The 25,412-nt window shown below is 36.1% G+C and carries 22 protein-coding genes and 1 riboswitch; of the genes, 14 read left to right on the top strand and 8 right to left on the bottom strand.

What is annotated here, in order from left to right; genetic code table 11:
* Positions 1-6 precede the first annotated feature (6 nt).
* Positions 7-2,715: a BamA/TamA family outer membrane protein gene (locus HND39_05945; protein QKJ95861.1), complete on the top strand. Its 2,709-nt coding sequence runs from the start codon at positions 7-9 to the stop codon at positions 2,713-2,715.
* On the opposite strand, the gene glgA is transcribed toward HND39_05945, so the two are convergent.
* Positions 2,712-4,178, bottom strand: coding sequence for a glycogen synthase GlgA (gene glgA, locus HND39_05940; protein ID QKJ95860.1), 1,467 nt, complete (start codon positions 4,176-4,178; stop codon positions 2,712-2,714). The genes HND39_05945 and glgA overlap by 4 nt on opposite strands.
* A gap of 122 nt (positions 4,179-4,300) precedes the next feature.
* Between glgA and HND39_05935 the strand changes: the two genes are divergently transcribed.
* Positions 4,301-5,092, top strand: coding sequence for an alpha/beta fold hydrolase (locus HND39_05935; protein QKJ95859.1), 792 nt, complete (start codon positions 4,301-4,303; stop codon positions 5,090-5,092).
* A gap of 14 nt (positions 5,093-5,106) precedes the next feature.
* Positions 5,107-5,985 (top strand): arsenic efflux protein, encoded by an 879-nt coding sequence (locus HND39_05930; GenBank protein QKJ95858.1) that lies wholly within the window; start codon positions 5,107-5,109, stop codon positions 5,983-5,985.
* A gap of 65 nt (positions 5,986-6,050) precedes the next feature.
* Here the strand turns inward: HND39_05930 and HND39_05925 are convergent, their stop codons facing one another.
* The gene (locus tag HND39_05925) at positions 6,051-6,515 is read right to left on the bottom strand and encodes an 8-oxo-dGTP diphosphatase (GenBank protein QKJ95857.1); all 465 of its coding nucleotides are present in this window, start codon (positions 6,513-6,515) and stop codon (positions 6,051-6,053) included.
* A 176-nt stretch (positions 6,516-6,691) separates the two neighbouring features.
* Here HND39_05925 and HND39_05920 point away from each other — a divergent pair, with 176 nt between their 5' ends.
* Complete coding sequence (locus tag HND39_05920; GenBank protein ID QKJ95856.1) at positions 6,692-7,006, top strand: hypothetical protein; 315 nt, start codon at positions 6,692-6,694, stop codon at positions 7,004-7,006.
* 3 nt (positions 7,007-7,009) lie between these two features.
* Here HND39_05920 and rfaD read toward each other — a convergent pair whose 3' ends face one another.
* A complete protein-coding gene (rfaD, locus tag HND39_05915) occupies positions 7,010-7,984 on the bottom strand; it encodes an ADP-glyceromanno-heptose 6-epimerase (GenBank protein ID QKJ95855.1) in 975 nt (324 codons plus the stop codon).
* Positions 7,985-8,174: 190 nt separating this feature from the next.
* Positions 8,175-8,288, top strand: a riboswitch (SAM riboswitch).
* A 142-nt stretch (positions 8,289-8,430) separates the two neighbouring features.
* On the opposite strand from rfaD, the gene metH reads away from it, so the two are divergent.
* The 3 genes from metH (at position 8,431) to HND39_05900 (ending at position 14,095) form a co-directional block, all read left to right on the top strand.
* Positions 8,431-12,135 (top strand): methionine synthase, encoded by a 3,705-nt coding sequence (gene metH, locus HND39_05910; GenBank protein ID QKJ95854.1) that lies wholly within the window; start codon positions 8,431-8,433, stop codon positions 12,133-12,135.
* Between the two features lie 182 nt (positions 12,136-12,317).
* Entirely contained in the window at positions 12,318-13,604 is a 1,287-nt protein-coding gene (locus tag HND39_05905) for an MFS transporter (GenBank protein QKJ95853.1), read from the top strand.
* A gap of 62 nt (positions 13,605-13,666) precedes the next feature.
* On the top strand, positions 13,667-14,095 hold the full coding sequence (locus HND39_05900; GenBank protein ID QKJ95852.1) for a phage tail protein: 429 nt from the start codon (positions 13,667-13,669) through the stop codon (positions 14,093-14,095).
* Between the two features lie 14 nt (positions 14,096-14,109).
* Here the strand turns inward: HND39_05900 and HND39_05895 are convergent, their stop codons facing one another.
* The 4 genes from HND39_05895 to HND39_05880 all read right to left on the bottom strand — a co-directional run bounded on the left by HND39_05895 (position 14,110) and on the right by HND39_05880 (position 16,799).
* Positions 14,110-15,123, bottom strand: coding sequence for a radical SAM protein (locus HND39_05895; protein ID QKJ95851.1), 1,014 nt, complete (start codon positions 15,121-15,123; stop codon positions 14,110-14,112).
* Positions 15,124-15,295: 172 nt separating this feature from the next.
* The gene (locus HND39_05890) at positions 15,296-15,721 is read right to left on the bottom strand and encodes a hypothetical protein (GenBank protein QKJ95850.1); all 426 of its coding nucleotides are present in this window, start codon (positions 15,719-15,721) and stop codon (positions 15,296-15,298) included.
* Between the two features lie 213 nt (positions 15,722-15,934).
* A complete protein-coding gene (locus tag HND39_05885; GenBank protein ID QKJ95849.1) occupies positions 15,935-16,342 on the bottom strand; it encodes a hypothetical protein in 408 nt (135 codons plus the stop codon).
* A gap of 61 nt (positions 16,343-16,403) precedes the next feature.
* Positions 16,404-16,799, bottom strand: coding sequence for a DUF937 domain-containing protein (locus tag HND39_05880; protein ID QKJ95848.1), 396 nt, complete (start codon positions 16,797-16,799; stop codon positions 16,404-16,406).
* Between the two features lie 202 nt (positions 16,800-17,001).
* Here HND39_05880 and HND39_05875 point away from each other — a divergent pair, with 202 nt between their 5' ends.
* From HND39_05875 to HND39_05860, 4 genes are all read left to right on the top strand, one after another.
* On the top strand, positions 17,002-19,227 hold the full coding sequence (locus HND39_05875; protein QKJ95847.1) for an NADP-dependent isocitrate dehydrogenase: 2,226 nt from the start codon (positions 17,002-17,004) through the stop codon (positions 19,225-19,227).
* A gap of 276 nt (positions 19,228-19,503) precedes the next feature.
* A complete protein-coding gene (locus tag HND39_05870) occupies positions 19,504-20,379 on the top strand; it encodes an SPFH domain-containing protein (protein ID QKJ95846.1) in 876 nt (291 codons plus the stop codon).
* A 10-nt stretch (positions 20,380-20,389) separates the two neighbouring features.
* Positions 20,390-20,902: a hypothetical protein gene (locus HND39_05865; GenBank protein QKJ95845.1), complete on the top strand. Its 513-nt coding sequence runs from the start codon at positions 20,390-20,392 to the stop codon at positions 20,900-20,902.
* A gap of 21 nt (positions 20,903-20,923) precedes the next feature.
* On the top strand, positions 20,924-21,127 hold the full coding sequence (locus HND39_05860; protein ID QKJ95844.1) for a hypothetical protein: 204 nt from the start codon (positions 20,924-20,926) through the stop codon (positions 21,125-21,127).
* Positions 21,128-21,129: 2 nt separating this feature from the next.
* Here the strand turns inward: HND39_05860 and HND39_05855 are convergent, their stop codons facing one another.
* Positions 21,130-22,686 carry a DUF853 family protein gene (locus tag HND39_05855; GenBank protein QKJ95843.1) on the bottom strand — a complete coding sequence of 519 codons (1,557 nt, stop codon included), beginning with the start codon at positions 22,684-22,686 and terminating at the stop codon, positions 21,130-21,132.
* 65 nt (positions 22,687-22,751) lie between these two features.
* Here HND39_05855 and HND39_05850 point away from each other — a divergent pair, with 65 nt between their 5' ends.
* The 3 genes from HND39_05850 to HND39_05840 all read left to right on the top strand — a co-directional run bounded on the left by HND39_05850 (position 22,752) and on the right by HND39_05840 (position 25,390).
* On the top strand, positions 22,752-23,279 hold the full coding sequence (locus HND39_05850; protein ID QKJ95842.1) for a hypothetical protein: 528 nt from the start codon (positions 22,752-22,754) through the stop codon (positions 23,277-23,279).
* A gap of 23 nt (positions 23,280-23,302) precedes the next feature.
* Positions 23,303-23,875 (top strand): DNA-3-methyladenine glycosylase I, encoded by a 573-nt coding sequence (locus HND39_05845; GenBank protein QKJ95841.1) that lies wholly within the window; start codon positions 23,303-23,305, stop codon positions 23,873-23,875.
* A gap of 204 nt (positions 23,876-24,079) precedes the next feature.
* Complete coding sequence (locus HND39_05840; GenBank protein ID QKJ95840.1) at positions 24,080-25,390, top strand: hypothetical protein; 1,311 nt, start codon at positions 24,080-24,082, stop codon at positions 25,388-25,390.
* Positions 25,391-25,412: the final 22 nt, after the last annotated feature.

The raw sequence follows: 25,412 nt of genomic DNA, 5'->3' as shown, positions 1-25,412 counted from the left end.
TGAATCGTGAATATTTTTAAGAAAATATTTTCTGTCGTTTTCTTACTGCTTCTTACTAACCTGAACGCACAGGAAGTAAAAATTATTTCGCTTCATACTAAAATTAAAAAGCTTCCGTATGGACTTTCCCAAAAAATCCCATCATCATACCCGGAAATAGGAATTGCGATGAGCGGCGGCGGTGCTCGCGGTCTTGCTCAAATAGGAATTCTCAAAGCGCTTGATGAAGCGGGGATAGATATATCCCTTTTAGCAGGAACAAGTATCGGAAGTATTATTGGCGGCGCATACGCTTCCGGCTATTCTCTCGAGGAAATGGATTCTATAGTGATGAATACGGATTGGGACCAATTGCTGTCATTTAACAATCCTTCGGAAAGAAGAGAACTCTTTATAGATCAAAAGATAAATGAAGACAGATCTCTTTTTACTTTGAGACTTGATGGATTTAGTCCGGTTCTACCAACATCATTTAATGAAGGACTTCGGCTTTCTAACTATCTTACATTGTTATGTTTATCTGCGCCGGTGATTCCTGTAAATAGTTTCGATGATTTACTGATAAAGTACAGAGCAGTATGTACAAACCTGATCGATGGAGAACCGGTTATTCTTTCTGATGGATCTCTGGCGAGGGCAATGAGGGCAAGTTCAAGTGTATCGTTTCTTCTCGCACCTGTAGTTATCGATTCAATGACACTTGTCGATGGTGGGTTAGTAGCTAACATTCCGGTTAACATCGTGCTGAATTTAGGCGCAGACTATGTAATAGCTGTAAACACAACAAGCGACCTGAGAGACCAGAACGATTTGGAAGTTCCCTGGAACATTGCTGATCAAACAGTAAGCATTCCAATGAAAAGGCTTGAACAAGCGGAACTCTCGAACGCCGATTTTATTATTAAGCCCGATATTGATAACGAGACAGCAACTGATTTTACCAACATTGACTCACTAATTGCAAAGAGCTATTCATATACAAAAAAACTTACACCCGCTATAAAGCAGCAAATTGACTCAATGATGATTTCGAATACAGCAATGGATTTGTTCTGGATAAAAAAACCGCTTCTTCCGTTAAATCCCGGAGAATATGAAAAAAAATATTTAGACAAATATTCTATGATGGATTCCGTCTCGAGCTTTGAAATTTTCAAAGACATGACGGAGCTTTACAAAACAGGATATTTTGATTCGATGTCGGTTAGAATTGAAGAAAACGAAAACACAAATCAAATAATATTTCAATATTCAGTTAATTCTTTAATTAATGAAATTGAAATTGTTTCAAATGGAATTGTTGATTCAGCAGGAGCATCTTACCTGATTAATACTCTCCGCGGGAAACCATATTCGGGGAAAATTATTTATAATGTCGTAAGAAAGCTGATTGTTGATTTTAAAAGAAAAGGATACATCCTGTTTGAATTGAGGAGCTATAACTTCGACACAACTTCCGGGAGACTCATTCTTGAGTTTGATGGTGGGATTATTTCCAAAGTGAAAATAGGCAGCGAAACAAGCAAAACGGTTATTAACCGGGAGTTTAATATAAAGGAAGGCGATTATCTTGTTTATTCTGAACTCGAGAAAGGTCTGACTAAGCTCAGAGCAACGGGTTTGTTTGACGACATTAATTTAACGGTAGAAAAAAATAATTCTGAAACAGTTCTTAATCTGGATGTTAAAGAGAAAATTTCCAGCTTGTTGAAGATAGGTTTTTTGGTTGACAATGCTTACAACGCACAACTTGGTGTTGATATAAGAGATGTCAATCTTTTTCACACAGGTACAGAACTCGGACTTTTTCTTTTCGGAGGCACAAGCAACAGAGCCTATATTCTCGAACACATATCATACAGAATCCTTGATACTTATTTTACTTATAAACTAAATGCATATTATAAATTTAGTGATATAGATGTTTACTCTCATAAATTTTCAGAGACAGGAAATACTTTTTCAAGCGATTACAAAGGAAAATACAGACAAATATTTTATGGTGGATCTCTTTCTATCGGCTCACAGCTTGAAAAATTTGGCAAGCTTATTTTTACAGGCAAATACCAAATTGATGAAGTCAAAAACAAAGAGGGCAATACCATAAGCCCATATCAAACTAAAATAGTAAGCCTTAAAATAGAAGCCATCGTTGATAACCAAAATAAATATCCTTATCCAGAAGATGGGTTGTACTTTAATGGATTTTACGAAACAGCTCAAAGTTTTTTAGGCGGCGATGAAAGTTATCTATTATTCAATTCTGAATTGAAATACTATATTAAGTTATCTGATCAACATGTCCTTTCACCAAAAATACAGATTGGTTTTGGAGACAAAACTCTTCCCATCAGCGAGCAGTTTATGCTTGGTGGACTATATTCTTTTTTTGGAGCCAACCAAAACGAGTTCAGAGGCAGACAGATATTTTTAACTTCAGTTATGTATCAGTATAAGCTTCCTTTCAAAATTTTCTTTGATACATATACCTGGTTTAGATACGATCTTGGTTCAACCTGGGACGTACAGGAACAAATAAGATTCAAAGATTTAAGACATGGAATTGGCGGAGCAATTTCATTTGATACACCAATCGGGCCAGCAGATTTTGCTATGGGCAGAAGTTTTATAATTAGTCAGGGACTAACCAAAGATTCCTTTGTGTGGGGAGACATCATGTTTTATTTTTCTATAGGTCATGCAATTAACTTTTAACTTCGCTTACTTTTTGCAAGCTTGTAGAGCTCAAGATACTTTTCCGCAGAGCGCGTCCAACTGAAATCCAGTTTCATACCATTTGTTTGAATTTTCTTCCATGTATTTCGATGTTTAAAAGTATTAACAGCACGCTCGACAGATTTAAATAATGCAAAGCCGGAATAATCGTAAAAAGAAAATCCGTTACCATCTTTAAAGCCAAAATGATTTTGTTCGTCCCAATCTTTCACCGTGTCGGCAAGCCCGCCGGTTTTTCTAACAATTGGAACGGTACCGTACTTAAGACTATAAATTTGATTTAGCCCGCAAGGTTCATATCTTGAAGGCATCAGAAACATATCAGCCCCGGCTTCTATCAGATGTGAAAGTTCGTTATTATAACCTACATAAGCGCCAACCTTTCCGGGAAATTGATTTGAAAGCCATCTGAAAAGTTCTTCAAACTTATCCTCGCCGCTTCCGAGAATTATCCATTGCGCTTCAAGATTCATCAAATCATTAATTGCATCAGAAAAAATATCGAACCCTTTTTGAAGCACCATTCTTGAAACAATTCCTATCAGAGGAATATTAACATCAGGCTTAATTCCAAAGTGATTGAGCAGGTATTTTTTATTGAGATATTTTCCTCCAAGATCATTAATAGAATAGTGATATGGAATATGTTTATCGGTTTCCGGATTCCAGATGTTATAATCAACACCATTAAGTATTCCGTATAAATCTTCTTTTCGCTTTTGCAACGTAGTTTCTAACCCCGCACCATACTCGGGAGATAAAATTTCATGAGAATAAGTATTGCTTACAGTATTTAAAATATCGGCAAATGAAATTCCGGTTTTTAAAAACGACACTCCGCCGTTCTGTTCAATTGGACTGCCCGAATAAAACAATCTTTCCCTGATCTCTGCGCTGAACAAAACTGATTTAGAAAACAATCCCTGGTAACCAATATTGTGAATTGTAAGAAGAGAAGCAGTGTGATCAAAAAATTTATCCCAGCTATAATTATCTTTGATAAATAACGGCAGCAAACCTGTTTGCCAATCATTGCAGTGAATTACATCCGGCGCCCACTGAATACGCTGAAGAGTTTCAATTACAGCCTTTGAGAAGAGAATAAACCTTTCGTCTTCGTCCGGATCATTTGTGTAAATGATGTGCCTGTAGAAGTAATGTGGACAATCAACAAAATAAACATCAATTTCGGTTCCAGGTAATTTGCTCTGATGAATATGTACGGACCTGATAATACTATTTATCCGAATCGGCATTTCGCCAATATCCCAGTTATATTTTAATCCGTGTCTGTTCTCATCAATAAGTGAATATTTCGGAATGAATATCTTTACATCACATCCAAGCTTAACAAGCTCCGCTGGCAGCGAACCAGCAACGTCCGCCAAGCCACCGGTCTTTGCATACGGAACACATTCTGTTGTAGCAAAAGCAATTTTCATTTAGTCACTTTCATTTATTCTGAAAGAAAAATTTTAAGATAAAAGTAATTTTTTACGATATGAATAATAAGATATATTGAATTAAATTTCATTCTGTATTATCAACTTTTTTTGGTGTGATCATGAAAAAAATCATTAACGATCTTGCTGTTTTTATATCAGGGGAGGAGAATTTAAAATCAATAATTTTTGTTCATGGGTTTCCTTATGATCATCAGATGTGGCAACCGCAAATTGAAGAATTAAAAAAAGATTATTTTTGTGTCTCCTATGATATTAGAGGTCTCGGTGAATCACCTGCTAACGATGGACAATTTACAATGGAGTCTTTTGTTGACGACCTGGAAAGAATAGTTGATGAATTGAAACTTTACAAACCGGTTCTTTGCGGGCTCTCAATGGGAGGTTATATTTCATTGAGAGCTATGGAAAGAATTCAGAACAAATTTTCAGCGTTGATTTTATGCGACACCAAATCTGAAGCAGACAATAATGAGGGAAAATTAAAAAGAGCCTCCGCAATAAAACAAATAAACTCAGGTATGTTTGGTGAGTTTGTAGAAACTTTTGTTTTGAATTGCTTTGGCGAAAAGTTTGTAAGAGAGAACAACGCAGAATATAGAAAGGTCGTTGACCGTTCTAAAAAAAATAGTCCTAACGGAGTAAAAGGCTGTTTGCTTGCAATGGCAGGAAGAACAGACACAACCGAAAACTTAAAAAATATAAAATTACCAGCGCTTATTATTTGTGGAAGCGAAGACAAACTCTCGCCACCCTCTGTGATGAAATCAATGTCAGATAAAATTCCCAACGCAAAATTCGCACTCATTAAAGAAGCTGGTCACATGACACCTATTGAAAAACCTTCGGAAGTTGGCAAAGCCATAAAGGAATTTCTTCTGGAAAATAATTAAATGGTACCGGCTTAATGCACCATCACAACCATTCTGATTTAATTGTAATTCTGATAGACTCTCTTGCAGACACGTATCTGATGATACCGGTTCTATTTATTCTGTATTTCTTTCTTGAATATTTCTCACACTCAAAACAACTCGATGTAATTTCAAAGCTTAAAATATCCGGCCCTCTTGGTCCAATTGCCGGCACATTACTTGGAATTATTCCGCAATGTGGAATGTCAGTATTTGTAACCACACTATTCCTTTCAAAAAGAGTTACGCTTGGAACTCTTGTTGCAACGTACCTGGCTACATCTGATGAAGCAATCCCGGTATTATTGGCCCACCTTGATCAATCGGAAATGATTTTATATATAATAGGACTAAAGTTATTAATCGGATGTGTATCAGGGTATGCGGTAGATTTTATTTTTGGCAGCAGATTATATGACGGGCCATTACCAGAAGTTAAATCTTCTCATGCAGTAGAAATTAAAAACGAACTGGAAAAGACGATTTATAAGGAAATAACATTTCATGCATTAAAGCGGACAATGCGAATATATTTTTGGGTTTTGATAATAACGGTTGGCATATCGTTCAGTCTGAGTTTTATTGACACAGAACAGTTTATTAAATCGATGCAGAAACATCAGAACCTTCAGATTCTCATTACAGCAATTTTCGGATTGATTCCAAATTGTGCGGCATCAATTGCAATAACAGAAGCATTTTTGCACACAGGATTATCTATCGGCGCAACCATTGCCGGACTCAGCACAGGTGCCGGTTTTGGACCAATTGTATTATTTAAAGATGGAAAATTTAATGTTGCGCTCAAAATTTTATTGATATGTCTTGCTGTCGCGGTACTATGGGGTTATCTTATTAATTATTTTCTCTGATTTACGTTTTTATTCTTTCGCAATCGACCAATGTGATAGAGACAGGGATTTAAGGCGATGAATCGTCAATAAAATGAAACAGAATAATCAACAAACTTCCCGTCTTTATAATTAAACTTTGCACTAAAAAACTTTTCTTCAAACAACCACGGAATAAAAATTTTATCACCATCCCAAAGATTAATTTCGGTTAGCCTTTCATTCGGAATCCATTCCAGTTTTCCTTCCGGAGAATCTATCAGTTTTCCGGTAAAATCTTCTGCGATAAAAAGGAAAACGTACCAATCATCTTTTCCATCAAACAAAGGAAAACTAATAAATCCTTTCATCTTTAATGAATTGACTTTTAATCCACATTCTTCTTCAATTTCTCTGATTGCACATTCTTCGGGTGATTCACCGTGTTCAAACTTTCCACCGAGCCCATTCCACTTTCCTTCGTGGTAATCATTTTTCTTTTTATTGCGAAAAATCATCAGAGTTGAATTGTTTTTTTTGTCTAACAGATAGCAGAGGGTTGCAAGTTTCATATTCCACCAAATTAAATATTTTTGCTGTCCCAAAATAATGCTTTGAATGAAAAAAGCATTTGCAGATTTAAATAGAAATTTTATTTTAGCTCGTAACAAAAAAATCATTTGCAAATAAAAACAATATTGCAAATATTAAATTGTAAATTTGAAAACAACTTGAACAAATAATTTTAATGCGGGAGAAAAGCCAGATGGCGCCGAATGAAAAAGTATTATTAGAAGAAACTCTTGAGAACGAATTTGTAAATCTGCAACTTAGTCTCGATGATGACCCATATACTCTTAATGCAGCAAAGCGTAAAAAGAAAGACGAAGACGAGGACGATGATTTTGACGATGAAGAGGACGATTATTATGAAGAAGAAGAAGACGAAGACGAAAATCCTTTTGATGCAGAACCTTCCGAAGATGATTTAACAGAAGACGAATTTCCGGACGATGAAGATGATCTGTTCGACGAAGAGGATGATGAAGATTCTTATCGGTAAAAGTTAATCTCCAAGATACGGTTTCCCAAGTAAATGGTTTTTCACATAATCAGTAACACCTTCCTCCAGACTGCGGATCGGGGCAGTGTAACCGGCTTCTTTAATTTTATTCATATTTGCCTCGGTGAAGTACTGATATTTTTCACGCAAGTGTTCTGGTAAATCAACATAATCGATTTTAACGGGTTTACTTTGCGCTTTGAAGATGGACATCACGAGATCATTCCATGTTCTTGATTTTCCTGTCCCAAGATTGAATAAGCCATTAACTTTTGGTTTATCAAGAAAGTACAAAGTCATATCAACAGCATCTTTTATATAAATAAAATCCCGCAACTGTTCTCCGTCCTTGTATGCCGGATTCATTGATTTGAAAAGCTTAACTTTTCCTGTATCGCGAATCTGTTCAAAAGCTTTGTGTACAACCGAGCGCATATCTCCTTTGTGATATTCATTTGGACCGTAAACATTAAAATATTTCAAACCGACGATCTTATCCAACGCCCCGGTCTTCTTTGCCCACAAATCAAAAAGTTGTTTTGAGTAACCATACATATTTAACGGACGAAGAGTTTCAAGATTATTTTCATCATCAGCAAATCCTAGCGATCCATCTCCATAAGTAGCTGCTGATGACGCATATATAAATCTAATATTTTTTTCGAGACAATATTTTGCAAGTTCTTGTGTGTAGAGATAGTTATTTGAGAAAAGATGATCGGCATCTATTTCTGTTGTTGAAGAGTTTGCACCCATATGGATAACAGCAGAAATTTCAAACGAAAAATCCCGCTCAATGATCATAGAGATAAATTCATCCTTATGAATAAAATCATCAAACTTTAACGAGACAAGATTTTTCCATTTATCGTCTTTACCCAACTCATCCACTATTCTAATTCTATTTTCACCGAGCTGGTTAAGTTTCCAAACTATTGCGCTTCCGATAAATCCCGCACCACCAGTAACTACTATCATTTATTAATATCCTGAATTTTTGAATAACATAATTTAGCCATATTTACAGGTGTTTTAAAAAATCTTCACAGGAAAAACATGGAGATATTGTTTACTCCATTGACAATACTACTATTATTTATATATTTGAACCACTTTTAATTGTTCTTATGAGCACAAAGCTCGTCAGGCGAAGCCTGATAAAATATAATTCTTATCAAGAACGGCGTAGGGAACAGGCCCGCTGATGCCGTAGCAACCGATCCGGTAATTGCAGGATGTCAGGTGCTAAATCCTGCCCGGCAATTGCCGGGAAAGATGAGATGAAGAATATTTTTATACCTCTTCATTTTATCCGAAGAGGTTTTTTGTTTTAAATCTTATCCTGAACTTGTTTCAGGATCTTGATCATATTGGAAATTTACCATATAAAAAGAGATGCCGAAACAAGTTCGGCATAATAAAAAATGAAACTAACAGTCAAAGCATTCAAAAAGTTATTACAAGAAAAAATTCTCGTTATAGATGGCGCAATGGGAACGATGATACAACGTCATAAATTAACAGAAAAAGATTTCCGGGGCGCAAGATTCAAAAATCATCCGCACGATCTTAAAGGCAACAACGATCTTCTTTCTATCACTCAGCCGGAAATTATAAAAGGGATTCATCGCGCATACTTTGACGCCGGTGCCGACATAATCGAAACAAATACTTTTAATGCCAATACAATTTCACAGTCTGATTATAACCTGCAGGAAATAGCGTATGAAATAAATTTTCAATCTGCAAAAATTGCAAAAGAAGTTGCGGAAGAGTTTGATAGAAAAGACAAAACAAAATATCATTTTGTTGCCGGAGCCCTTGGACCGACCAACAAAACACTTTCGCTTTCACCGAATGTTAACGATCCCGGATTTCGTGCTGTTACTTTTGATCAGGTTGAAATTGCGTACTATGATGCCGCCCGTGGATTGGTTGATGGCGGCGCTGATATTTTATTAATTGAAACCATATTCGATACTCTCAATGCTAAAGCAGCAATATTTGGTGTTGAAAAATTAATAAGTGAACGATCACTTGATATTCCGGTTATGATTTCCGGAACTATTGTTGATCAGAGCGGAAGAACATTGTCGGGTCAAACAGTAGAAGCCTTTTATATTTCTGTTTCTCATGCAAAAAATCTTGTAAGTGTTGGTTTAAATTGTGCGCTTGGTGCTAAACAGATTCGACCCTTTGTGCAGGATCTTCATAATGTGTCTGATAAATTCTTATCGGTTTATCCTAATGCAGGCTTGCCAAATGAAATGGGTGGTTACGATGAAACACCAAAAATAATGGTAGCGGTTCTTGAAGATTTTTTAAAAAGCGGATTTGTAAATATAGTCGGAGGCTGCTGCGGAACAACCCCGGATCATATAAAAGAAATTGCCAGCATTGTGGGAAATTATAAACCCGGAATTCCAAAAAAGCTGGAACCATATTTACGATTGAGCGGACTTGAACCCGTTGTTCTTCGTCCCGATTCCAATTTTATGAACATAGGTGAGAGAACAAACGTAACCGGTTCAAAAAAATTTGCACGCCTTATCAAAGAAAATAAATTTGATGAAGCACTTTCTGTTGCCCGCGATCAGGTTGAAGGCGGCGCACAGGTTCTCGATATTAATATGGACGAAGCGATGCTCGACTCAGAAGTATCAATGATAAAGTTTCTTAATCTTCTTGAAGCGGAACCAGAGATAGCAAAACTACCGATAATGCTTGATTCATCTAAGTGGACAGTGATTGAAACCGGATTAAAATGTCTTCAGGGAAAAGGCATTGTTAACTCAATTTCACTGAAAGAGGGCGAAAATGTTTTCAAAGAACAGGCGAGAAAAATTTTAAATTATGGTGCGGCGGTTATCGTTATGGCTTTCGATGAAAAAGGTCAGGCGGATACTTTTGAACGAAGAATCGAAGTTTGCAATCGTGTTTACAAAATCTTAAAAGATGAAATTGGCTTTCCCCCGCAGGACATAATATTTGATCCAAATATTCTTGCAATTGCAACCGGAATAGAAGAACATAATAACTATGCTGTTGATTACATCGAAGCAGCAAGATGGATAAAACAAAATCTTCCTTATGCAAAAGTTAGCGGCGGCGTAAGCAATCTTTCTTTTTCTTTTCGTGGTAATGATGTTGTTCGCGAAGCCATGCATTCTGCATTTCTGTATCACGCAATAAAAGCAGGGATGGATATGGGGATTGTTAATGCTGGTCAGCTTGAAGTCTATGAGGAAATACCTAAAGAACTTCTCGAAAAAGTCGAAGACGTAATTTTTAACAGAAAACCGGATGCAACCGAAAGACTGATTGAATTTGCCGAAACGATAAAGAAAAAAGATCGTTCCTCAATTGATGGAGAAGAAAAAAAAGATGAGTGGCGAAAGCTTCCCATTGATGAAAGACTGAAACATGCTCTGATAAAAGGAAATGTTGATTACATTGACGAAGATGTTGAAGAAGCCCGACAAAAATATTCTCAACCTATTGAGGTAATTGAAGGTCCTTTAATGGCAGGTATGAATGTGGTTGGCGATCTGTTTGGCTCAGGAAAAATGTTTTTACCGCAAGTTGTGAAAAGTGCAAGAGTGATGAAGAAAGCGGTTGCATATCTCATTCCATATATTGAAGCAGAGAAGACTAAAAATTCTAATCCTCGAAAACGGGGTCGTGTACTGATGGCAACAGTTAAAGGAGATGTTCACGACATTGGTAAAAACATAGTTGGAGTTGTGCTTGGTTGTAATAATTATGAAGTTATTGATCTTGGAGTTATGGTTCACACCGAAAAAATTCTTCAGACCGCTATCGATGAAAAAGTAGATGTAATAGGAGTTAGCGGACTAATCACACCATCGCTTGATGAAATGGTTCATGTAGCAAATGAAATGGAAAGAAGAGGAATGAATCTCCCTCTGCTTATCGGTGGCGCAACTACATCGCGCGTACACACTGCAGTTAAAATTGCACCTAAGTATAGCGGACCTGTCATTCATGTTCTTGATGCTTCACGCAGCGTTCCTGTTGTATCGAACCTTCTGAATAAAGATGCCGGCGTAAAGGACAAATATATCCAGGCATTTAAAAAAGAATACACTCAACTAAAAGAAGATTATGAAAAGAAAAAATCAGACAAAAGTTTTATCTCCTTAGAAGAAGCACGAAACAACCGGCTTAAAATAGATTGGTTAAAAACAAAAATAAAAAAACCGAACAAATCAGGATTAACAGTTCTTAAGAATTATGATCTTTCAATCCTGAAAAATTATATAGATTGGACACCATTTTTCATGACATGGGAACTGAAAGGGAAATATCCTTCTATCTTTGAAAGTGAATCGGTTGGAAGCGAAGCCAAAAAATTATTTGACGATGCTAACAAATTGCTTGAAAAAGTAATTAATGAAAAACTTCTTACGGCAAATGGAATAGTTGGTTTGTTCCCGGCAAATTCAGTGGGTGTTGATGACATTGAAGTTTATTCTGATGAAACACGAAGCGGAGTTAAAAGAGTTCTTCACACGATAAGACAACAAATGCAAAAGTCGGCGAATGAACCAAACATTGCCCTTGCAGATTTCATCGCACCCAAAGAAACCAATGTTAAAGATTACATAGGAATGTTTGCAGTTACTGCCGGGACAGGAATTGAAAAGTTGATTGAAAAATTTGATAACGAACACGATGATTACAATAGTATTATGATAAAAGTAATTGCTGACAGGCTCGCCGAAGCATTTGCTGAACATCTTCACGAACTTGTCAGAAAAGAATATTGGGGATACGCTTCAGATGAGAACTTTTCAAATGATGATCTGATTAAAGAAAAATATTTTGGTATCCGCCCGGCGCCAGGTTATCCAGCACAACCGGACCATACAGAAAAGCCCATTATATTTTCGCTTCTAAATGCAGAACAAAATTCAGGAATAAAATTGACGGAAAGTCAAATGATGTATCCTGCCGCAAGTGTTTGCGGAGTGTATTTCTCTCATCCGGAATCGAAATATTTTACGGTGGGAAAAATCAGCAAAGACCAGGTGCTTGACTATCATCGTCGAAAAGGAATGAGTGTTGAAGAAATTGAAAGATGGCTGAGCCCGATTTTGAATTATTAGCTCTTGCCAAATCACCCACGGTAGCGGGACAGTATCATTTTTTAAGACTGGCGTTTCATAATCAGCGTAATTCATTGCAATGTCCGAACGTGAACGAATAATCAAAAATCTTTTTGGCAAAATCGCTTTCCTCGCATAACTTTGCTCTTAAAAAAATTCCAATTAGAACAGGGATCATCCGTATGTCAGAAAACTCTCCCGATAAAAAGCCAGGCATTTCTTCCTTCTCTAAAAACTATTGGATAGTTATCCTGATGGAATTTTTTGAACGAGGCTCATACTATGGAATGATGAGTATCCTGTCTGTTTACATGACTGACCAGCTTAGCTTTTCAAAAGAAAGTGTTGGAGTTATAAAAAGCACGATTCAGCCGTTGCTTTATATTCTTCCAATACTGTCTGGTGCGATAGGGGAAAGATTTGGTTACAGAAAAACTTTGATCTTTGCGTTTATCTTTTTAGGAATTGGATATTTTCTTACAAGCCAGACAACAGAATATGCAATGGTGTTTGCAAGCTTGATAATTATGGCTGTTGGTGCCGGCGCATTTAAGCCGATGATATCAGGAACTATTGCAAGAGAAACGAATGAAAGTAACAGCACGCTTGGTTTTGGAATATTTTATTGGTCAATTAACCTCGGTGCATTTTTATTCCCGCTGATTCTTGTTCCATACATAAAAAATACTTTCGGTTGGCAATATGTAATGGTTGCTTCTGCAATTGCAACAACGGCAATGTTAATACCAACACTTCTCGTTTATAAAGAACCAAAAAAACCAGAAAACACAAAAACTATTTTAGAAGTTTTGAAAGGAGCAGTAATGGTTTTGTCCGATGTCCGCTTCATCGGTTTGATTATTATTTACTCCGGCTTCTGGATTCTTTACTTTCAGCAGTTTGATTCCGTTCTCTGGTATGTACAGAAATACGTAGATGCAAAGGCACTGAATAATTTCATCAATGGTATTTTTTCTTCAGTTGGAATAAATCTCAACTGGAAGTTTGATGTTGAACACGTAACCGTAATAAATGCCGGGACAATAATCTTACTTCAGATTTTAGTTTCAAATATTGTGAAGAACACAAAGGCACTTCCTACAATGATTACAGGCATTGCAATGGGTACAATCGGGATGGCAATTCTTGCTATTGATACAAGTATCTGGGTTTTTATGCTGGGGATAATAATTTTTTCTATTGGCGAAATGACAGCACATCCAAAATACATAAGCTATGTTGGATTAATTGCTCCTGAAGACAAGAAAGCACTTTATCTGGGTTATGCGTTTTTATATGGTGTGCTGGGAAGTTTTATAGGCGGAATTCTTGGCGCAAATCTTTACGTTCATTTCGTTGATAAACTAAATCAGCCAAGAACATTGTGGATTATTTTTTCTATGATAGGGTTTGTTACGATTATAGGATTACTTTTATACAATAAGTTTTTTGCACCGAAGAAATACTGACCATAAGTATGAGTTCATCATCGAAAGGTTGTTTACCATTTAAATTTTTAAGGAGATTATTTATGAATTATCCACACGCAAAAAATCATTTTAAAGTAGAATGGGGAGGAAACAACATCGGGTTTATGGAAGTCAGCGGACTTTCAATCGAGCTTGATGTAGTTGATTATCGCGAAGGCTCATCACCGGAAAGTTCTGTTAGAAAAATGCCGGGATTAAAAAAATTTTCAGATGTGGTGCTGAAACGAGGAATAATTAGAAACGATGCGGATTTTTATAGATGGATTAATACGGCAAATTTTAACCAGGTTGAAAGGCGCGATGTTGTAATTTCTCTTCTGAATGAACGGCATGAGCCGATAGTAATTTGGAAACTTAGAAATGCTTTTCCCTCGAAGCTTGAATACTCTGCACTGAATGCTCATTCAAGTGAAGTTATAATCGAGTCTCTCACCCTTACACATGAAGGGCTGATCGTCGAGTATATTTAATCCGGAAAATTTTTTTATGGTTTGAGGTCAGACACATCAAACAACTTTTTATTTCCGAAAGGATCTTCTCTGTCTTGATCGAAATTAGGACGATAGAAATCCTGACTTTCCATCTCCTGAATCCAGCCATTTTCTAATTCGTACTTATCAAGCAGATCTGCAACACGGTCAAACTCAGAATTTCTCACCGCCCGATTTAAAAGAATGTTTTTTTCTGCACGATTAGTTGGGAAATATTGAGCCATCAATGAAATATGAATTTTAGAATCCAGTTCAGCGATGAACTTAAAAACTTCTTCTGAATCGGCTAGGCCATTCGGAAGAACAAGGTGACGAATAATTAATCCTCTCACAACAACTCCGTTTTCATAAATAAGCGCACTGCCAACCTGTTCGTACATTTCTGTAATTGCCTGACTAACCTTGTCAAAATAATCAGGCACTTTTGAATAACGTCTTCCGTAGTCATTATTACCATATTTGAAATCGGGCAGATAAATATCTACGACATCTTTGTAAAGCTTTAGTATCTCCACCGAGTCATATCCGTTTGTATTATAAATTATCGGAAGTGTTAAACCTTTATCGATTGCAAGTTTAATTGACTTGAGAATTGGAACGGCAAAATGAGTTGGCGATACCAATCCGATGTTGTGGCAGCCCAAAGTTTGCAGCTCAAGCATAATTTCAGCAAGTCGTTCATGTGACACTTCGTTTCTAATTTCAGTTTTTGGATTCTGACTGATGACAAAATTCTGGCAATAGTCGCAACGAAGGTTGCAATTACCAAAGAAAATATTTCCCGCACCATTCGTTCCTGATAAAACAGGTTCTTCGCCGAAGTGTGGTGTGTACGATGAAACAATTGGTAAATCTCTGCTTTGGCAAGTCCCGAGCTCATCGTTAGTTCGATCAACAAGACAATTACGCGGACAACTCGTACACTTTTTTATAATTTCGTCTGCACGAACAAGTCTATAAGAAAAATTTTCAGAAGAAATATTTTTGTAAGACGGAACGAATTTCATTAAAAAACTCTTTGTAATTGAGGTTATAAAATTAATACGTAGAAAAAATATCGCAGAAAAATTAAGTGAAGAATATCAGCACGACAAAAAGATTTCATCAATATTTATATAGCTGTGGCAATATGAAAAGCCCGTTAAAAAAACGGGCATTAAAATCGGATTTAGAAACAGATTATCGTTGTCTGTAAGAGGATAAGATGGATTGTATTGAAGGATTATCCATAGGAATCCCCTGGATATTCAACACAATGATATCCATTGCATTAATCAACTTAACATATTTATTGAGCTGATCACTATAGAAATCATCTATCCTTGAAACTATATTGCCGATAGTCGTAGAACCAATATTTGAATAGGACCTAAAAGTACTTAAGACTTTATCATTATAATCAGAATCATCCAGTTCTGAATTTTTTAAAGCATCTCCAAGCACTCTGTCTGCCCAATCAACTCCATTCCAAAATGCCGTAGCATAGGCGATTTTTTCATTATAAGATAATTCTTCCCAGTATGTTCCATCGCGTGCAGTTTGAGATTGGACAATAGCTGAGGAAACAAAAATGAGAACAAAAATGGTAAAAAAAAGATCCTTCATATATCCACTTTCTATTAGTTTAAAATATTTAGAATGATATTACTTAACTAATTTTTTAAAGTCAATTTGTGATTGAAAATATTTTCATCAGTTTTTCGTAAAGAAGGTTCTTTTTAACAGATTTAATTTTATACTGACAACTAATATACAAGCCATGAAAAAGATTATGAACGATAGTTAAATGTAAATTGAAATTAATTCGGTTAACTTGCTTTAATCTTCTTCTAGTACAAGCTCTTTTATCTTGTCGAGCTTTTCCAGTACTCGGTTTAAGTTAGCTCCATCGAGCTCTATTGTATATTTTTCCAGGACAGAATATTCTTCTTCACTTAATTTTTTCTGATCTATACATTCATCTTCTTCTGAACAATATATTTCGATAGCGGCACTGTCATCTTCTGCATAGTCAAAATCAACATCTTCAAAGTAACATACAAGAGTCGAGATATCATCATAAATAACCAGTGCTTTGTGTTCGGTATCTATGTTGAAAACAATTTTATGAGAATTGTATTTGCTTAACTGATCGTTTACATAATCAAGATTTTCTCTCAGAGATTGTGAGAATGAAATTGAAGATATAAAAATCACAAGAAGATAAGTCAGAAACATTGATTTCATTTTTCACTCATTATTTGATTGAATATTATGATAAAAAGCGCAACAAAATTCTCGTTTATAATTATTTGTTCCCAAACAATCCGCCTAGTAAATCAATTCCTTTACCCATAATATCACCTTCGGGAACTTTACCATCCGGGGTTAGCTTATCAACAACGTCCGGCAGCAGTTTTGAAAGCTGTGAAGTCAATGCACCACTGTCCATTCCAAGTTTTGACGCGAGATTACCAATTGTATCTTTTCCTAAAACATTCTGCAGTTGATCGCTGGTAACGGGAAGATTTTTTCCCGTGCCAACCCAAGAACCAATTACATCATCCAAACCCTTTGAAGAAAACTGACCAATAAGATTTTGCAATCCACCCTGCCCGCCGAGCAGTCCCAAAACTGTTGACATCAGGTCATCTTTTTGGTTTTCGCCTCCAAGTGCCGATTGAATTGTGTTTAATATATCCATCTTAAATTCCTTTTTTTTATTATACTGAATATTGCAACGTAATTTATACATTTTGAGATAAAATATTTGCTTTATTGTCAACAGCAAATCAGAAAAAATTCACTGGAATCAATACCTGGTTAAAATTCTTCGATTATTAAAAGCCATTGAGTATTTTTAATTATTGATTTCAAATATTTTCGCAACTTAATTATAAATTTAAATGAGCATTAAAATAAACTGGACCAAAATTGACGAAGCCCCACAGCTCGCAAGTTATAGTTTACTGCCAATACTTAAATCCTTCACCAAAGGAACGGGGATTGAGTTTGTTGAAAAAGACATTTCGCTTGCCGGAAGAATAATTGCAAACTTTCCCGATAATCTAACTAAAGAACAAAAAATTCCGGATAACCTGGCAGAACTTGGAGAGTTAACACAGGACTCAAGCGCAAACATTATCAAGCTTCCCAATATCAGCGCTTCAATCCCACAGTTAAAAGCAGCGATAAAAGAATTACATGATAAAGGATATAAAATTCCTGATTATCCGGAAGAACCAAAATCAGAAGAGGATAAAAAATTAAAAGAGAGATTTGCTAAAGTGTTGGGCTCTGCTGTCAATCCTGTGATAAGAGAAGGAAACTCAGACAGACGGGCATCCACATCTGTTAAAAAGTTTGCACAAATGCACCCGCACAAGATGATGAAACCCTGGCCAGCATCCGGTTCAAAATGCCGCGTAGTAAGTATGAATCAAAAAGATTTTTACGGCTCAGAAAAATCTATGACTATTGATAAAGATGATATTGTGAAAATTGAGTTTGTTGATGCAAATGGAAACGTATCCCTTTTGAAAGAAAATCTTAAACTTCTGAAAGGGGAAGTGATTGATTCTGCAGTAATGAACGTTAAAGAACTGAGAAAATTTTATTCACAGCAAATTGAAGAAGCAAAGAAAGACGGCGTTCTGCTTTCACTTCATCTTAAAGCAACAATGATGAAAATATCCGATCCCATAATGTTTGGTCACGCAGTTTCTGTTTATTATAAAGAACCACTCGAAAAACATGCTCAAACTCTTAAAGAAATCGGTGCAAATGTTAATAACGGGTTGATGGATATTCTTGAAAAATTGAAAAAACTTCCCGAAGAGAAAAGAAAACAAATTGAAGACGACGTCAACAAAGTATATGATTACCAGCCAGAACTTGCAATGATTGATTCAAGAATTGGAAAAACAAATCTTCATGTTCCAAACGATGTAATTGTTGATGCATCAATGCCAAACGTTGTGCGAGATGGCGGAAAAATGTGGAACAGAAAAGATGAGCTCCAGGATTGTATCGCAATGATTCCGGATCGCTGTTATTCAACAATTTATCAGGCAATTATTGAAGATGCGAAAAAAAATGGACAGTTTGATCCGGCAATTATGGGCGCAGTTTCAAATGTAGGATTGATGGCGAAGAAAGCCGAAGAGTATGGATCGCATGATAAAACATTTGAGATAAAAGCAAAAGGAGTAGTGCGCGTCATAAATGCAGAAGGAAAAATTTTGCTTGAACAACAGGTTGAAGCCGGAGATATTTATAGAATGTGTCAGACAAAAGATGAAGCGGTAAAAGACTGGGTTAATCTGGCAGTAAATAGAGCAAAAGTTTCAAACACACCGGCAATTTTCTGGCTTGATGAAAACAGAGCACACGACAGAGAAATTATCCGAAAAGTTAAAAGGTATTTATCAGAACACAACACAACAAACCTTGAAATCAAAATTCTCAAACCGGTTGATGCAATGAATTATACTCTTGAGAGAACGAGAAAAGGATTAGACACAATATCAGTTACGGGAAATGTACTTCGCGATTATTTGACGGATCTCTTCCCAATACTTGAGCTTGGCACGAGCGCGAGAATGCTCTCAATAGTTCCATTATTAAAAGGTGGTGGTTTGTTTGAAACCGGTGCCGGAGGTTCTGCACCAAAACATGTTGAACAGCTTCTGAAAGAAAATCATTTGAGATGGGATTCTCTCGGCGAATATTGTGCGCTTGTTCCTTCTTTAGAAATGGTTTATGATAAAACTAAAAATGAAAAAGCAAACATTTTAGCAAAAACACTCGACAAAGCGATTGGTAAGTATCTTGAGAATGGAAGAATGCCTTCGCGTAAAGCTGGCGAGATTGATAACAGAGGAAGTTCGTTCTATCTCGCAATGTATTGGGCAGAAGAGTTATCAAATCAATTGCAAGATGCAGAATTTAAATCACGCTTCAAAAAAATTTACAATGAACTTTCAAACAATGAGCAAAAGATTGTAAGTGATTTGATCTCTGTTCAGGGAAAACCTGTTGATATCGGCGGATACTATTTGCCGGATGAAAAAAAAGCTTCTGCAGTAATGCGTCCTAGCGAAACATTTAATAAAATAATTGATCAGAGTTGATTCAACTGCGTCGAGACAAACTATCCTTAATCTGTCATTGATAAGAAAAAAAATTTTTTCTTAAAGAAGCACAAAAAAGCATCAAATGCTCAAAGAATTCTATCTTGAGTACAAAGCATTTTTCTCTGGATGACCAATCTTTTCTTCAATTCTATTTCCAACTCAAATAAAATTTCTGCGAAAACGAATGAAAATCAAGCAAAATGAATTAGTTACTTGACAATATGCTATTATTATGATATCATTACAATAGCATTTTCAAAAAGGAGTAAAACAATGGAAAAAATCGTAGAAAAGTCAGCAAACAAACTAAATGGATTTTTGATGTTATTCATTTCCATCGCATTGCTGGCACTTGCAGTGTATTTATTAATTAGCGGAATTCAAAATGAAAATCCCGAGGTGCTGTGGATATTCATTCCGCTGCTAATCATATTTTTCTTATTAACATCCGGGTTTATGGTTATTCAGCCAAATGATTCGCGCGTTCTGATATTATTTGGAAAATATACTGGCACAGTCAGACAATCAGGATTTTTCTGGGTCAATCCCTTTACAGTTCGGAAAAAAGTTTCACTACGAATTAGAAACTTTAACAGTCAGAAAATTAAAGTGAACGATCTTCATGGAAATCCGATTGAAATCGGGGCAGTAATTGTATGGAAAGTTATTGACTCAGCAAAAGCAGTATTTGATGTTGAGAATTATGAGCAGTTTGTTGACATTCAAAGTGAAACTGCGATTCGTCAGCTTGCATCAGAATATCCGTACGATGTTGAAGAAGAAGAAAAGTCTTCACTTCGCGGAAGTCCGCAGGAGATTGCAGAAAGTCTTCAGAAAACTGTTCAAACTCGTCTTGATGTTGCGGGTGTTGACATTATCGAAGCACGTATTTCATATCTTGCTTATGCACAAGAAATTGCGCAGGCCATGCTACGCAGACAACAAGCGCAAGCTATCATTGCAGCAAGGACAAAAATAGTTGAGGGCGCAGTAGGTATGGTTCAAATGGCGTTGAACGCATTAAGTGAACAGAAAATTGTTACACTCGATGAAGATAAAAAAGCAACAATGGTTAATAATCTGATGGTTGCACTTGTTTCAGAAACCGAAGCTCAGCCAGTAATTAATACGGGCACGCTGTATCAATAATAAATTTGACATGAAAAAGTTTTCTGAATACCTGGGCGAAGATCTAAAGATTTTTCAAAAAAGTATCTGGAAAAGAGATTTTGAGCTTCGATCCGGCGAAGAATTAATTGCAAGATTATTTTATCCAAAATTTTTTAGTGATCTGGCGGAATTAAAAATTGGCAACGAAGAATATGAGTTTTACAGACCTAAATTTTTTAAACGTGATGTTGACATAAGAGTAAAAGGATATCAAAATCCAATTGCCAACTTTAAAAATAATTTTTGGGGAAGGAAAGGTGTGTTAGTACTCCCCCGTGGAATCAGACTAACATTTAAGTTTGGTTTTTTCAGAAAGCAAATCGAGATATATCTTGGCGAAAGTAATTTACTTGTTACCATTCACGGCAGCATGTCAATAAAAGAAAGAAGCAAAGTAATCATAGAAAAACGAGCTGAAATAATAGATGAATATCCCTGGATAATTATGCTTGGCTTTTATCTTGCACAGCTAATGAAAAGGAATTCAGCGGTTGGGAGTTAGTGATCAGAAAGAAGGAATGTGATGGCTGAAAAGAAAAAATTTCTGTTAAGAATTGATGAAAATATTTATGCTGCTCTTGAGAAATGGGCAGCGGACGATTTACGAAGCATCAATGCGCAGATTGAACATCTACTAACGCAGGCACTTAAAAACTCAAACAGACTGAAAGTTTCAAACAATGGCGAGCCGACAAATCCTCCACAAAACGAACCTGGCGAAAATTGAACTTATTTTCTTCTTCTTGTTGAACCGCCAAGCCCGAGCACACCAAAAATTCCTCTTGCTAATTCTTTTATAACAGTATTACCGATTTGTCTTGTTGTTGTGCTTGTTAATACTTTCTCGAACGTGCTTTTTTCTTCCTTCGATCTTCCGCGTGGTTGTTTGGGAGTTTCGTACTTGGGCAATGTGAAATCTGTGTCCTTTGCAGATGCTTCAAGTTTTTGATTCAACATCTCATAAGCGCTTTCTCTATTAATCAATTCGCCGTATTTTGAAACGAGTCTTGAATTTTTGACTAATCCATCGATTTCATCATTAGTAAGAACATCCATTCGTGATTGAGGAGCCCGAAGAAGAGTTGCAGCAAGTGGAGTTGGAATCCCTTTTTCGTTTAAAACAGATATTGCTGCTTCACCGATTCCGAGAGATGTCAACAACTCGTCCGTTTTATAATATTCAGAAAGCGGATAATTCTCAGCGGTAAGTTTTATCATTTGTCTGTCTTTTGCAGTGAATGCTCTGAGAGCGTGCTGAACTTTTAATCCAAGCTGCGATAGGACGCTTGCCGGAACATCAGTTGGATTTTGTGTGCAAAAGAAAATTCCCACACCCTTTGAACGAATTAATTTTATAATCGTTTCTATTTGCTCGAGCAGAGCTTTTGAAGCCTCCTTGAAAATTAAATGAGCTTCATCAATAAAAATGACAAGTTTTGGCTGCGGCAAATCCCCTTCTTCTGGAAAAGAGGAATAGATTTCCGCAAGTAGAGAAAGCATAAAAGTTGAAAACAATTTTGGTTTGTCCTGTAAGTCAACCAGACGAATTATCGAAACAACCCCTCTGCCTTGTTCATCAGTTCTGACAAGATCATCAACCTCAAAAGATTTTTCTCCAAAGAATTTATCTGCACCCTGCTGCTCAAGTTCGATAACTTTGCGAAGTATTGTCCCCACAGAAGTAGTTGAAATGCTTCCATAATGTTTTTCAACTTCCTGTTTTCCTTCGTTAGAAATAAACTGTAGTACCCGTTTAAAATCCATTAGATCAAGCAGGGGAAGCTTGGTATCATCACAGAATTTAAAAATCAAAGACACAAAACTTGACTGCGTATCATTTAGCTCAAGAATTTTGGATAAAAGCACCGGTCCAAACTCCGAGACAGTTGCACGCAGACGAACACCTTTTTCATCGGAAAGAGAAAGTAGTTCAACAGGAAAACCAACCGGATTATAAGATAAACCAATTTTGTTATGTCGCTCTTCAATTTTTGGATTGATGGACCCTGGTTTTGCAATTCCGCTGAAGTCTCCTTTTACATCCATTACGAGAACCGGAATACTTTTAGAAGAAAGCTGCTCGGTAATTACCTGCAGAGTTTTTGTTTTCCCGGTTCCTGTGGCTCCGGCGATCAAACCGTGCCGGTTCAAAGTTTTAAGTGGAATGTTTATAAATGAGTTGATTATACATTCGCCTTCGAAGATTGTCCCGCCAAGAGTGAAATAATCTTCTTTAAAAGAATATGCGGTTTTTATTTCTTCGATAAATTTTTCTTTTGTGTTCATTGATTGAAAGAATAATAGATAAAAATTATTTACTTAAATTTATTAAATAAAAATTTGTCAATCGAATGAACTGGTACATAGAATTAGTAACGACTCATCCAATTATTACAGCAATGGCTCAATTTGCCGTTCTCGGGACATTTGGCGACATTATTTCGCATTGGATAGTCAAACGGAAAATAATTTCTCCGTATAATTTTAAAACCCTAATGCTCAAAGTTATTGAGTGGTGTATTTTGGCGGTACTGATAAAATATGCATTCGTGGGCTTTCAAGGATTTGTTGATGAACTGATTAATCAGAACTATCTTCCGCATCTCAGCGGTTTTAGCAGATCATTTGCCGTTTCAACTTTAATGAATTTACAATTTGGTCTGTTCCTGGTAATAATGCACAGACTGCTGGATAACATTATTGCTGGAAATTCAAACTGGAAAAACATTGATAAAGGATTTTATTCCTTGCTCTGGTTCTGGATACCAGCACACACAATTACGTTTATTCTTCCGAAAGAATTTCAGATTGGATTAGCTGCGCTTTGGTCACTGGCTTTAGGAATTATCTTAGGCTTTTATAACAGGAAAACAACATAGACTAAATATACAATGGTAGAAAAATGAAAATTATTAAACGCTGCCCCTGGACATCAGATGACAAATTAATGATTAAATATCACGATAAAGAATGGGGAGTTCCTCTTCACAACGACAGAAAACTTTTTGAATTTTTAATACTAGAAGGATTTCAGGCAGGATTAAGCTGGAAGACAATTCTTTATAAAAGAGAAAACTTCAGAAAAGCATTTGACAGCTTTGATTATAATAAAATTGCAAAGTATGATAAAAGAAAAATCAATTCTCTTTTGAAAGACGCCGGAATTATCAGAAACAAATTGAAAATTAAAGGTGCGATTGCAAATGCAAAAGCATTCATACAAGTACGAAAAGAGTTCGGAACATTTAATAAATACATCTGGGGTTTTGTCAATGGGAAACCAATTCAAAATAATTTTAAATCATCGACAGAGATTCCTGTCAAAACAAAACTTTCAGACCATATCAGTGACGACCTGAAAAAAAGAGGATTTAAGTTTGTCGGCTCAACAATAGTTTACGCGCATATGCAAGCAACAGGAATGGTGAATGACCACCTGAAAGGTTGTTTCCGAAGCAGGCAGCTCATTAAATAAAAGCTAAATAAAAAATTATTGGCACAGCACTTGATTTTTTTTTGGATATTTATTTACTTTGCCAGTGAAATAACTCCTGGCAATGCCGGGAACAAGTATTAGTTGAATCTGCAAAGGAGTTGTGGGAGATGTGCCTGAACTATTTCACTTTTATTAACACACATTTCATTGTTGTGTTAAATTGCTTTTCTTTTGGAGCCTGCTATGCATAATCAATTTCTTTTAATATTTGTAATAATTTTTAATTTGAGTATGTATTCTCAGGTTGTAATAAAAGATGAAATTATTCTTTATGAAACAGAAAACCCAGATGCAGAAACACTGACGATGCCATTTTATGGGAAAGTGAGTGGCGGCGTAAATTGGGGTGCAATCTGGTGGGGCTGGTTAAAACAAGTTAAAATAGAAGCTGGTGGACAAGTGGTTATCAAAAGTTGTCCGGTTACTTGTGCTGCTTGCTACGTTACAGCTAGTTGGGCGATAAATAATTTACCACTGGGAACGCCGGTTACAGTTACGGTCTATTCTCATTGCATAAATGGGCAGTTGGTAGAAGCAGAAACCAGATTAGTAAATACAGGTATGAATGAATACAACATAGAATATTATAATCCCAATCAACTGCAATGGTATATTGCTACCTCAATTAAATTTATACCAACCACTCCGACTTTTTGTGGTGAAGTGCCAGAATGTGAATATTCTTCATTGCCTAATTTCTTTTTTAACGAAATTGAGAGTAATACATACACTTTACCCGGAACCCAAACAATTGTAGAAACTTGCACAACCGATATTGCAGGAGGACAAGCAGGAGGAATGAAAATGACTCCGTGGCATGTTCCAGAAGGGTATATTTGGAATGTTAATCCTTGTGCGAATCCGGAAAATGGGGATATTAAATTCCCATTTGAATTTATCGGTGGTGGAAATACTAGTGTTGTCCCTTATGTTTATTTAGTCGGATTGTGTGATAATAATAGCTCACATCAAGTTATAAAGAGTAGCGACAATATGATGGAACAAATGGAGAATGGTGAAATTGAATCTGAGGACTATTGTAATTTACTACATGATATTTGTGCTCATTATGGTTCAGATCCAAATAATCCTGGTTATATACCATTGATAAAATTTGTTCTTGAGGATGTTGTATTATCTCATGAAAGAATGCACTTTGAGAGATATGAGAGAGAATTTCAAGGACTATTACCGCAATTACAAGCAACTGTATCGGGATTAAATATGTCTTGTCAACAATTTAATGAGTATCCAAGTGAAGAAGAAGCTATAAATGTAGTTAAAGGATGGTTGAAAAATATTTTTGAAAGTTTTGGCAGTCAAGTCGAAGCAGAACTTAATATATACGGTAGAGATAATATTGAAGAAGAGATATTAACTTCTAGAGCACAATGGGATTTAATAATTGCTTACTATAATAGACTTACAGAATATTTGGGCCTCAATTATTGTCCGCAAATTGACGCTTGTGATAACCTAACAAGGGCTTTTTGATTGAAAAAGTATTACTTAATGA

The organism is Ignavibacteriota bacterium, assembly GCA_013285405.1.
In the GTDB taxonomy this organism is placed as follows: Bacteria; Bacteroidota; Ignavibacteria; order Ignavibacteriales; family Ignavibacteriaceae; genus IGN2.
Note: the sequence above shows the minus strand (reverse complement) of the source record. Positions and strands in the feature narration are given on the sequence as shown.